This is a genomic window from Paenibacillus sp. GCM10027628 (genome assembly GCF_042676385.1).
Taxonomy (GTDB): domain Bacteria; phylum Bacillota; class Bacilli; order Paenibacillales; family NBRC-103111; genus Paenibacillus_E.
Window position 1 is genome coordinate 81707 of sequence record NZ_JBHTHA010000049.1, and the last position, 11816, is coordinate 93522.

The following is an 11816-nucleotide window of genomic DNA, read 5'->3' on the forward strand; positions in this document are numbered from 1 at the left end:
ATCCTTAGTCTTCTGACATACGCCTTAAGGCGCCGGCCAGTTGTTCAGGGTCCAAATTATTCTTGGTGACGAGCTTAGGTGGATTCAGCGGTGAAAACAGTGATTCCTCAGCATTATCAGAAAGAGGAGAGTTCAAATTTGCTTTGAGCAGCTCATGAGTCGCCGCATCCTCAGGTGTGGTTAAATCCAGATTTTGCCCGACAGCGGCATTTACGGAATCATCCATTGATTGGCCATTCACATGCTCAAGCCCCATCGTGAAGCCCAACACCCATCTGAAGCCAAAAGTCAGGGCAAACAAAATCAAAAAACTATAGAAACTTCTCATACATGTTGTCAACAACACATTGTTACCGATGGATAGTGCAAATGTGAGTATTCCAGCCAAAGCAGCTACAATCACATTGATACGAATGGTTCCTATCATAATGTTAGATTTCCTTTACTCCTTGTTGGACACTTCGGATCGTCAAAACGCCGGATTCACAATTAAATTCGATGGTTCGTCCGTAATTAGCTCCCGTATCCTCAGCTTTAATAGGAATTCTGTATTTATTCAACATTTCTTTACAAGATTCTACATTTCTCGGACCAATTCTCATCGTATCATTATTTCCAGCAAAAGCAAACATCTGTGCGCCACCGGCAAGTTTTGCCTCCATCCGGCCAACAATCGCACCGAGCTTCTCCATTTGAGAAATCAATTCCGGAATAGCTGTGTCGGCATATTTGGCTATGTTGATGGAACCTTCTCGGGCAATTTCTGATGATGGTAACATCACATGTGCCATTCCTGCGACCTTAACGCGGCTATCATACAGGGTGACGCCTACACAAGATCCTAGTCCCGTTGTCTTCAGCACGCCCGTCTGATGAGCGACATTCAGATCAGCCATTCCAACTTTGATCAAATTGTCTTGGATCATGGAGCTTCTACTCCTAATGCAGCAAATATTTTCCCGAACGATTCGGGGTCGGGGATAAGGAAAAAATGTCCCTGAACTTCATTTTCCCCTTCCAAGAACTTGGTATCAATCAACAGCGCCTGATCCCCCATTTGCCCAAACTGTAAAAGTCCATAACTTAAAATGGCACCTGCCATATCAATGGCCAAGGACGGAACAGTTGGCTGCAGATTTAATTGCGTAAAGTCAGCCAAAGAGGTTAAATACGAACCAGCCAAAATGTTGCCGATTTCGTTCAAGGCAGACAGTTCAAGTTCGGAATATTCATCTTCTTCTTGAATTTCGAGACCCACTAGATCCCTTAACATATTTTTGGCAGAGTCGAGATTAAGAATAAAGAACATGTTCCCTGGAGCATCTCCGTCTACACGCAAAAAGATGGCCAATACAACTGTCTCTGCTCCGCCCACGCTTTCGCAAATCTCTTCGAAGGGCAGCATTCGCACTTTAGGAACGAGCATATCAATCGGTTTATCCAGCAGTGTGGAAAGCGCAGTAGCAGCATGCCCCGCGCCGATATTCCCCACCTCTTTGAGAACGTCCATTTGGAAATCAGCTAAATCATTAAACAGATCCACGTTATTCCTCTATTCTTTCTAACTGTTGAATTTCTTGGCGATCCAGTACCTGCTCCAAGTTCAGCAGTACAAGCAGTCTTTGTTCCCCGACACGCGCGATACCATCCAAATATTTGGCTTTAATTCCACCAACAATTTCTGGCGGATTATCAATATGATCGGTGTCGATGTCAATGACATCGTTGGCGGAATCCACGACCAGGCCCACTTCGAATTCACCCGCAGATACGATAATTATCCGAGTCGCGTCACTATAATCTTGCTGGTCCAGCCCGAATCTTGAACGAAGATCAATGATCGGAATCACGACTCCGCGCAAATTGATTACACCTTTAATGAACGCAGGCGCTTTGGGTACACGTGTCATTGGCTGCATTCTTTCAATCGTTCTTACTTTTTCAACTTCCACACCGTACTCTTCTGTGCCAAGCGCAAATACGATAACCTTTTTTTCTTCTCCCATTGTGAAACCTCCTTAGAGTTTTGCCTTGCAAAACTTGCATCGTAAGCGTTACTAAGTATTTGCCAGAAAAACTGGCTTCGTAACGAACTGCTTATTTACTTGATTAATGCATTAGGATCAATAATTAAGGCTACCTGCCCGTCTCCCAAAATTGTAGCGCCAGAGATGGCAAATAATCCGGATAAATATTTGCCTAATGTCTTTAATACAATCTCTTGTTGGCCTATGAATTCATCTACCATGAGCGCAACCTGTTTGTCCCCTTTGCGTACAACGACGATTTCAGTTTCGTCTTCAAGGCTTTCATCAAAGTCAGGAACATCGAACAAATGACTGAGCGAAACAAGCGGGATAACGGAATTTCGGTAATCGACCATTTTATTGCCATGAATATTGCGAATCTGCGATTTCTGGATCGCGGAAGTTTCAACAATCGAAGAAAGCGGGATCGCATATTTCTCACTGCCAAGTCGAACAAGCATCGCCGAAATGATCGATAAAGTTAGCGGGAGCTGTACAGAGAACTTACTGCCCAGACCGGGTCTGGAATCTACTTGTACATGACCGCCAAGCATTTGAATCTTCGTTTTCACAACATCCAAACCTACGCCCCGTCCGGAAATGTCGGAAATTTTATCGGCCGTACTGAAGCCGGATTCGAAAAGAAGATTGTAAACTTCCTTGTCGCTCAGTTTTGCGGCTTGTTCTTGCGTAACTAAGCCATTCTTGAGCGCGGTTTTAAGCACCTTTTCCCGATGAATGCCTCTGCCGTCTTCTTCAATCTCAATAAATACATGATTGCCGCTATGGAAAGCTCGAAGCTGGATCGTACCGTGCTCACTTTTACCTGCAGCCAACCGATCGCTGATCGATTCTACACCATGGTCTACCGCATTTCGCAGCAAGTGAACCAATGGATCCCCGATTTCGTCAATAACTGTGCGGTCAAGCTCTGTATCGGCACCTGTTATTACCAAATCCACTTTTTTATCCAGTGATTTGGCCAAATCGCGAATCATGCGCGGGAAACGGTTGAAGACCGAGTCAACGGGTACCATGCGCAGTTTCAATACGATATTTTGCAAATCACTGCTAACTCGAGACATGTGCTCTACGGTTTCGGTCAGATCATTGCGCTTCACTTCGCTGGCCAATTGTTCCAAACGCACACGATCGATCAATAACTCACTGAACAAATTCATCAATGCGTCCAACCGTTCGATATCAACGCGAATCGTACGACTTGCGACCGGAGCCCCACCTGCTGCCGACGGCTTAGCCGCTATTGCTGGCTCCGCCTTAGGCGCCTCAACGTGTACAGGTGCAGTTGTCGCCGTTGCAGCCGCAACGGCTGCTGCGATTTCTTGAGTAGCAGCTTCCACTTCCGTTCTTGGGCGAGACAATTCTGCAAGCGATTCGGTATCGACTGTAATAATTACAGCGGATTCAATTTCTGAAACATTTAGAATTTCTTTTTCTAATGTTACTTGATCGACTTTAGAAATAAAATAGAGAGAGAACGTTCGATCAAACTTCTCTTGCTCGATTTCTTGAACGGATGGAGTCGCTTTAACGATTTCTCCCATTCTTTCAAGAGCATCGAACACCATATAAGCACGTGCTGCTTTCAGTACACAACTCTCTTGAACACTAACTTCCAAATAAAATACCAGGAAACCAGATTCGATAGATTGTTGAAGAATGGAAAATTGGAATTCGTCAACTTCAATACCTTTCGAAGGTTCTTTAACAGCCGAAGTTGCTGCAACTTGGGCCACGTTATAATCGCCTGTCACGATCGAACGCAGTGAGGCAACGATTTGTGTAACATCCGCCTTACCGGTCCCGCCTTGAATAATGTCTTCTACCATCGACTCTAGTGAATCAAGACTCTTAAAAATACAATCAAAAATGAAAGGATTCATATCCAGCTTGCTATTGCGTACCAAATCCAGGACGTTCTCCATCTCATGAGTCAACGAGGCGATGTCCTCAAAGCCCATCGTTGCAGACATTCCTTTCAACGTATGCGCCGAGCGGAAAATATTGTGCACAATGCTAATGTCCTGAGGGCTGCTCTCCAGACTGAGTAAGTTCTCATTCATGGCTTGTAAATGTTCTTTCGATTCATCGATAAACATAGATAAATATTGACTAAGTTCCACAACCACACACCTCCAATAGGATCACTATGTAACCTGCTGATTATCGCTTTACTTTAAGTAAGTACAGCTTGGGAAATCTTTGATGCAATATCCTGTTGTGGCAGTATATGCATAGCCGCTTTTAATTCGATAGCTGCTCTAGGCATCCCATAGACCACACAAGTTTCTTCTGATTCCGCAATTGTTGTCGCTGCTCCAGATTGTTTCAGGGATAGCATGCCTTTGGCGCCGTCACTCCCCATCCCCGTCATTAGTACGGCATGTCTCTTTAATTCGCTCATGAGTAATAAAGACTCAAACATGACATCCACCGAGGGGCGGTGGCCAGAACGAGGATCTTCTTTGGTTAAACGAATTTTGTACACTTTCGAAGAATCTTTATATGTTGTCATATGCCAACCGCCAGGGGCTACATAAGCAGTTGCTGTATGAAGGATATCACCGTCCCCAGCCTCAACAACCTGAATCTGGGATATGTCATTAAGCCGCTGAGCCAAAGACTTCGTAAAGTTAGGCGGCATATGTTGGACAATAAGTATAGGCGCAGGAAACCCTGCAGGGATTTGTGAAATCACCTGGTGCAAGGCGCGCGGCCCTCCTGTTGATGTTCCGATAGCCACTAAATGTTCGAATTGCGTGCCTCCGCCGCTGCTTCTTGGTGTAGTTTTGGTGTCAGGAGGCTTCGTCATGCTTACTGGGCTCTTAGTCATTGGAGGTTGGCTGAGCCTAGATGGAGAAGCTTGATGAATCGATTTCGGCTTGGCTCGCACCGCTATTTGCAGCTTCTCGTGCAGCAGTTGCTTCACTTTATACAAATCTAACGAAATCGAACCCGATGGCTTTCGAATAAAGTCGACAGCACCTAACTCCAGTGCCCTTATCGTCTCAGCAGCCCCTTCTTGCGTAAGTGAGCTAAGCATAATAACAGGCGTTGGCTGTTCAGCCATAATTCGTTCTAAAGCTTCTAAACCGTTCATCTCCGGCATCTCGACGTCCATCGTAAGAGCATCAGGCTTTAATAACTTCACCTGCTCGATGGCTTCCTTGCCGTTCTTCGCGGTTCCCACAATCTTAAATTGCGGATTTTCAGTAATGAGATCGCTTATGATTTTGCGCATAAAGACGGAGTCGTCTACGACAAGTATGTGATATGGCGCCATGCTGTTTCCCTCCCTCTATGGGTCGATTGGAGACTACAATCGAAACTTATTTCAGAAGCTTCATCATTTTATTCAAAAAGCCTTTAACACCAGATGAAGAGGCTTCATTCACTTGGTAACCAGTGATGTAGCGATCAACAAGAGAATGCAAGCTTCTGGAGGCTGCTGAATTCGGAAAGGCTACAGTAAATGGGACCTGTTTTTTAACGGCTTTGGAAACAGAATTGTCATCATCCACAAATCCTAAAGTTGGAATATCGAGATCCAAAAATTGCTTGGCAACCAGGCTAATCTTATCCGCAGTGTGCTTACCTTCCTTAGAATCTGTGACACGATTAATCACCAGCTTGAAAGAAACCTTGTGTCCCATGGAGTTAACCATTTTTATAATCGCATAAGCATCTGTAATCGAAGTAGGCTCTGGTGTCGTAACAACTATTGTTTCTTCAGCGGCGAGAATGAATTTTAAGGTTTCCTTAGACAATCCCGCACCCGTATCAAATATAATAAAGTCTACATATCCATTCAGTTGTGTGACTTCTTCGGCAAAATAGTCCAGCTCATCCTCCGTTAGTCTGAGCAAATCATTGAAACCCGATCCACCGGCGATGAACTCTAGACCATTATGGCCTTTTTGAATAATCTCCCAGATGCTCTTTTCTTTCTTAAGCAAGTGGTACAAGCTATATTTAGAAGATACACCCATGAGTACATCGATATTTGCAAGACCAATATCTGCATCAAAGACAAGGACCTTGTACCCTTGCGACTGAAGCGTCAGAGCGAAGTTCAACGTAAAGTTGGATTTTCCTACGCCACCCTTTCCGCTAGTCACGGTAATGATCCTTGTTGTCTTGTTGGTTTTCTCGTTTTGCATCTGGACCAGGTTCCGTAACCCTTGTGCTTGATCAGTCATGACAGCGGTTCCTCCAATAACAGATCAATAATTTGTTGTTCATCCATTTCTGTAATATCGTCAGGGACACTTTGACCGTTAGTGACATATGAAAGCTTCAGGGAAAACTCATGAACCAAGTTGACGATAGCGCCATAGGAGTCGGTCTCATCCATTTTTGTAAAGAGCACTTTGTCTAGCTTAAACTTGTTAAAATTGTTCGTTATCGCTCGCATATCCCGATATTTAGTCGTCAAACTAAGAACCAGAATGGTTTCGCTGTTTCCTTGTGTCTTAAGCAATGCATTTAACTCCGAGACGTACATCTCGTTTCGAAAATTCCGACCGGCTGTATCCATGAAGATCACATCGCAACCTTCGAGATTATGAAAAGCTTTCGACAGATCCTGTGGCGAGAATACAACTTCTAGTGGAACATTCAAGATCGTCGCATACGTCTTCAATTGTTCAATGGCTGCAATCCGATACGTATCGGAAGTAATAAAGCCAACCTTGCGTTGATATTTCAGCACTTGTTCTGCAGCTAATTTGGCGATGGTTGTTGTTTTTCCTACTCCAGTAGGTCCAACAAAATGAACAACTCGCGTGCTTGGCAAAATGCGTTTGCTCGTATCTGTCCGGAAAAGTTCGCCAAGTTTCCTTCGTATTGCTTGTTGTGCGGAATCCTCTGTAACTGCCGCTTGGGCTTCCTCATGCTCGGCTACCACTTCATCCATCATTTGCCCAACGATATTTGAATCAACTTCCTGATTAAGAAGTTTTTGCTCAAGCCTCTTGAGAGGCTCAGGGAGCTCCGAGTCAACAGAAGAAACCGTCAACTTGCGCATCATTTCTTTCATTTGCTTGAGCTCCTCTAGGAGCAGCTCTTCTTTAGGATTCGATCTTACGCCAGCAACAACCGATTGAGCTGCATAAACTTGTTGAGGTGAATAACTGGGCGCAGCCTCCATCGTAGACGGGACGGAAGCCAGTTCTTTCTTTATAGAAGCTGCAGGCGCTAATACGTCAGGCACTTCTGGAAAGTCAGAACGGTGCTGATGTGTTTTTGTAGGTGAAGCCGTCGCAACGGCTGTTTGAACACGCGGTGGTTGTTGTGAAGGGATTCGGGATGCTCCCGAATTCCCTGCGTTTGAGGCGGCATCAATTGCCGCGATAACCTCAATCTTTTTTTTGCCGAACATACCAAGAAACCCGCCTGTACGAATTTCTTTTGTGTTTAGAATAACGGCATCTTTGCCTAAGTCGGTGCGTATTTTTTGCAGCGCATCAGGCATGGAATCAACAACATATCTTTTTACTCTCATAAATTGACTACCCCCATGCTCTGAATTTCTACGCTAGGCTCTAATTCACTATAGGATAATACCGGAATATCTTGCAGCGTTCTCTCCAAAAGCTGTCTTAAATACATACGAATTGTTGGAGATGTAAGAATGACTGGCTGTTGGCCGGATTGTATCAATCTGGATACTTGTTCACTCACCCGATGATGAATAATCTGTGAAGACGATGGATCAAGCGCCAAGTAACTGCCTTGATCGGACTGCTGAACGGAATCAGCGATTTTCTTTTCTACGGATGGACCGACAGTAATGACTTTTAACGAATCCCCTATAGAAGTAAACTGCTGTGTAATCTGTCTGGATAATGCCTGTCTGACATATTCGGTTAATATTTCAGGATCTTTCGTGTAGGAACCATAATCAGCCAGTGTCTCCAATATGGTAACCAAATCGCGTACAGATATTTTTTCACGAAGCAGTTTGGCCAGAACTTTCTGTACATCTCCAATGGAAAGAACGGAAGGAATCAAGTCGTCCACCAGAGCAGGATACGTTTCGCGAACATTGTCGATAAGCGCCTTCGTCTCTTGTCGGCCCAAAAGTTCGTGCGTATGCTTTTTAATAATTTCTGTCAAATGCGTCGCCACGACGGAAGGCGGGTCTACGACCGTATAACCGGATAGTTCTGCTCGTTCTTTTGTCACTTCATCAATCCAGATCGCTGGTAAACCAAATGCAGGCTCAGTCGTTTCGATACCCGAAATTGAATCGTCATCGATCCCTGGACTCATTGCTAAATAATGATTAAGGAGTAGTTCTCCACGCGCTACCGTATTGCCTTTTATTTTGATGATATACTCGTTTGGTCGAAGTTGAATATTATCCCGGATACGGATAACCGGCACAACAACGCCTAATTCAAGTGCGCATTGTCTGCGGATCAAGATAATTCGGTCTAATAAATCCCCGCCCTGCTGCGTATCGGCCAAAGGAATTAGACCGTATCCAAATTCAAACTCAATAGGATCCACTTGTAGTAACGAGATAACACTCTCGGGACTGCGAACCTCTTCGATTTGCTGTTCCTCGACCAATTGTTCCTCTTTGATCGCTTGCCTTTCCAAGTTTTTTTGCATTTTATAGGCCGCGAAAGCGAGCAAGCCTGCAACTGGAAAAGTCGTATACCAATGAATGGGAGTAAAGATACCAAGCGTAACGAGCGTTCCGGCCACAATATAAAGCAACTTGGGCTGAGCGGTAATTTGAGAGGTAATGTCGTGACCCAAATTGCCTTCTGACGAAGCGCGCGTCACAATGATACCAGCTGCCGTTGAAATCAGAAGCGCAGGAATCTGACTGACAAGCCCGTCACCGATAGTTAAAATTGAAAACGTTTGGAGTGCTTCATTGAATGACATGCCTTTCTGCGTCATCCCAATGATGAAACCGCCTAAGAGGTTAATGACTAGAATGATAATACCCGCGATGGCGTCCCCTTTTACGAATTTACTGGCACCATCCATCGCTCCATAAAAATCTGCTTCGCGTTCAATCTTTTGTCTGCGTTCTCTCGCTTGCGTCTCATTAATTAAGCCGGCATTCAAATCAGCATCAATACTCATTTGCTTACCAGGCATCGCATCGAGCGTAAATCTCGCTGCGACCTCGGCAACACGCTCAGAACCTTTGGTAATCACAATGAATTGAACCAAGACAAGAATGAGGAATACGACAAATCCTACAACGATATTGCCTGCGGCTACAAAGGAACCAAAAGTTCTGACCACGTTACCTGCTTCAGCATGCGACAAAATGTTCCGAGTCGTTGAAACGTTGAGCGCCAACCGGAACAAAGTGGTGATTAATAATAAGGAAGGAAAAATGGAAAATTGAAGGGCTTCCTTCGTATTCATGCCCACCAATATAATCATTAATGCCACTGAAATATTTATAATAAGCAAAAAATCCAATAAAGGGATCGGAACCGGTACAACCATCATTAATACAATACCGATAATGCCCACCAGAACTAGTAAATCTTTCATTCTCATCTGATTGTACCTCCCTCCTTACAAATATCCGTAAACGAAATCAGTTGGTTCTGCCTTTAACTTTATATACGTACGCAAGCACTTCAGCGACAGCCTGGAATAGCTCAGCCGGGATGGCTTCACCGATCTCCACCTGGGCATAAATCGCACGTGCAAGCGGCTTATTTTCCATCGTCATAACACCGCTTTGTTTGGCAACTTCTTTTATTTTTAAAGCCATGTAATCGGTTCCTTTAGCAATAACGGTCGGTGCTTGCATGTTGTTGGCATCATATTTCAAAGCAACGGCAAAGTGTGTCGGGTTCGTAATAATGACATCCGCTTTGGGAACCTCTTGCATCATCCGCTGCATCGCCATTTGGCGCTGTTTTGCGCGGATTTTCCCTTTAATGTGGGGATCCCCTTCGCTTTTCTTATACTCATCCTTAATATCCTGCTTCGACATCTTGATGCTTTTCTCAAATTCATATTTTTGATAAATAAAATCAAAGATAGCCAGTACAATTAAAATAGCGCCAATTTTTATTCCAAGTTTAATCGTAATGGAAGCGACTAATGAAAACGTGCTCTCAAGCGGAGCATGGCCCAGACCAAAAAGCTTAGCCTTCTCTCCCATTAACGTGCTATAGACGACATAGCCAATTATGCTCATTTTCAACGTCGATTTTAGAAACTCCATCACGGTCCGCAAGGAGAAAATCCGTTTGAACCCGGAAATCGGATTGATTTTGCTAAATTTCATCATCAACGGCTCGCCGATGAACATAAAGCCGATTTGCCCATAATTACCGAGAATGGCAATAACGACAACAAGTATGAAAAGCGGGGCTAAGATGAACAAGCCTTGTTTTACAAGATCCGAAAATAAAACATGGACGTTCCCTGCAGTAACATCCATCGTCAACTGATTTTCAAAAACATTAAGAAAAATATTCATTATCCTCTCTTTCATATAACCGCCGAACATGATGAACGACAGGAAAGAGAATAATAGTATGGCAGCAGCAGGCAGGTCCATGCTTTTGGCAACTTGACCTTTTTTACGTGCCTCCTGCCTCTTTTTCGGTGTGGCTGGTTCCGACTTTTCCCCAGCAAACCATTGTAAATCCAGCTGCAAGCGAAATGGTTGGGACACGGCCTTCTTCCTCCCGTACTTAAGGAGATGTTGGTGGAGCGCCGCTAATAAGCTGCAGCAGCTTTTCCATCGAGTCAAACATTGAAGCAAATAAGCTTTGGAATTGTGAAATCAATTCAGGGAACAAGAAAATGAGTAAAATGAATCCCAGAATCATTTTCAAAGGCGCACCAATGACAAAAATATTGAACTGCGGGGCAACCCGCGTCAAAAGCCCTAAGCCCAAATCGGTTAAGAACAGCGCTGCAACGACTGGAGCAGCTAGTTGAAACGATAAGTAAAACATTTTAGAGAACGATTGAAAAAGAAACTCCGAAATTTGACCGTTGTAAATACGATCGAACAGCTGATTATTTAACGGTATCCATTGATAACTTTCCATGATGGCTCGGATGAAAAAATGATGTCCGTCGAAGGATAGGAAGAGCAGCACCGCGACCATGTATTTCAAATTCCCCAACATCGGAGAAGACACTCCGGTTAGAGGATCAATCACATTCGCCATACTGAATCCAATCTGCATATCCATAATAGCTCCGGCTGTTTGAACGACAGTGAAAAAAATATAAGCTAAAAATCCGAGCAATACACCAACCAGCATCTCCCGTAAAATTAACAGTACGTATTGCCCATCAATAGGCACAGGCTGATTGAATCCAAATGTCATAAATACGATTAACGAAATAAAGATGGATAGCCCGATTTTGAACATCGCCGGGACATTTCTTGAAGATAATACGGGAACAACGACAAAGTATGATGTAATTCGACAAAAGATAAGCAGAAAGCTAGGTAGAACCTGAAAAAAGAGTTCCATCACCCTCACAACCTAACCAACGAATTTGTAAAGGTTGTTCAGCAAATTATAAGTAAAATCAACCAATGTGTTCATAATCCAAGGTCCAAAAATCAAAATGGACAGGAGTACGGCTACGATTTTAGGAACAAAAGCAAGTGTTTGCTCCTGAATTTGCGTAGTAGCTTGAAAGATACTGATGATTAAACCGACGACCAAACCAATGACCAGCATCGGGGCACTCGCTTTGAGTACCGTATACACTGCTTCACCGGCAATACGAATAACGAATTCCGAACCCATT

General features: G+C 44.0%; 12 protein-coding genes. All 12 read right to left on the minus strand.

Annotated features, from left to right (window positions below; genetic code table 11):
- Window positions 1-4: 4 nt before the first annotated feature.
- The 12 genes from ACFQZT_RS30220 to fliQ all read right to left on the minus strand — a co-directional run bounded on the left by ACFQZT_RS30220 (window position 5) and on the right by fliQ (window position 11815).
- Window positions 5-427, minus strand: a complete 423-nt coding sequence (locus ACFQZT_RS30220; RefSeq protein ID WP_379306292.1) for a hypothetical protein — start codon at window positions 425-427, stop codon at window positions 5-7.
- Window positions 428-431: 4 nt separating this feature from the next.
- On the minus strand, window positions 432-926 hold the full coding sequence (locus ACFQZT_RS30225) for a chemotaxis protein CheD (RefSeq protein WP_379306294.1): 495 nt from the start codon (window positions 924-926) through the stop codon (window positions 432-434).
- Entirely contained in the window at window positions 923-1510 is a 588-nt protein-coding gene (locus ACFQZT_RS30230; RefSeq protein ID WP_379306412.1) for a chemotaxis protein CheC, read from the minus strand. Before ACFQZT_RS30230 ends, ACFQZT_RS30225 begins: the two co-directional genes overlap by 4 nt.
- Window positions 1511-1544: 34 nt before the next feature.
- Window positions 1545-2006 carry a chemotaxis protein CheW gene (locus tag ACFQZT_RS30235; RefSeq protein ID WP_379306296.1) on the minus strand — a complete coding sequence of 154 codons (462 nt, stop codon included), beginning with the start codon at window positions 2004-2006 and terminating at the stop codon, window positions 1545-1547.
- Between the two features lie 95 nt (window positions 2007-2101).
- Window positions 2102-4171, minus strand: coding sequence for a chemotaxis protein CheW (locus ACFQZT_RS30240; protein WP_379306297.1), 2070 nt, complete (start codon window positions 4169-4171; stop codon window positions 2102-2104).
- Between the two features lie 53 nt (window positions 4172-4224).
- Entirely contained in the window at window positions 4225-5331 is a 1107-nt protein-coding gene (locus tag ACFQZT_RS30245; protein ID WP_379306299.1) for a protein-glutamate methylesterase/protein-glutamine glutaminase, read from the minus strand.
- A 46-nt stretch (window positions 5332-5377) separates the two neighbouring features.
- Window positions 5378-6247, minus strand: a complete 870-nt coding sequence (locus tag ACFQZT_RS30250) for a MinD/ParA family protein (protein ID WP_379306301.1) — start codon at window positions 6245-6247, stop codon at window positions 5378-5380.
- Window positions 6244-7551, minus strand: a complete 1308-nt coding sequence (gene flhF / locus ACFQZT_RS30255) for a flagellar biosynthesis GTPase FlhF (RefSeq protein WP_379306303.1) — start codon at window positions 7549-7551, stop codon at window positions 6244-6246. The genes ACFQZT_RS30250 and flhF overlap by 4 nt, the downstream gene beginning before the upstream one ends.
- Window positions 7548-9581, minus strand: coding sequence for a flagellar biosynthesis protein FlhA (flhA, locus tag ACFQZT_RS30260; protein ID WP_379306305.1), 2034 nt, complete (start codon window positions 9579-9581; stop codon window positions 7548-7550). Before flhA ends, flhF begins: the two co-directional genes overlap by 4 nt.
- 40 nt (window positions 9582-9621) lie before the next feature.
- A complete protein-coding gene (flhB, locus tag ACFQZT_RS30265; RefSeq protein WP_379306307.1) occupies window positions 9622-10716 on the minus strand; it encodes a flagellar biosynthesis protein FlhB in 1095 nt (364 codons plus the stop codon).
- 19 nt (window positions 10717-10735) lie between these two features.
- Window positions 10736-11533, minus strand: coding sequence for a flagellar biosynthetic protein FliR (gene fliR, locus ACFQZT_RS30270; protein ID WP_379306309.1), 798 nt, complete (start codon window positions 11531-11533; stop codon window positions 10736-10738).
- Between the two features lie 12 nt (window positions 11534-11545).
- On the minus strand, window positions 11546-11815 hold the full coding sequence (fliQ, locus tag ACFQZT_RS30275) for a flagellar biosynthesis protein FliQ (RefSeq protein WP_235121924.1): 270 nt from the start codon (window positions 11813-11815) through the stop codon (window positions 11546-11548).
- Between the last annotated feature and the right edge of the window lies 1 nt (window position 11816).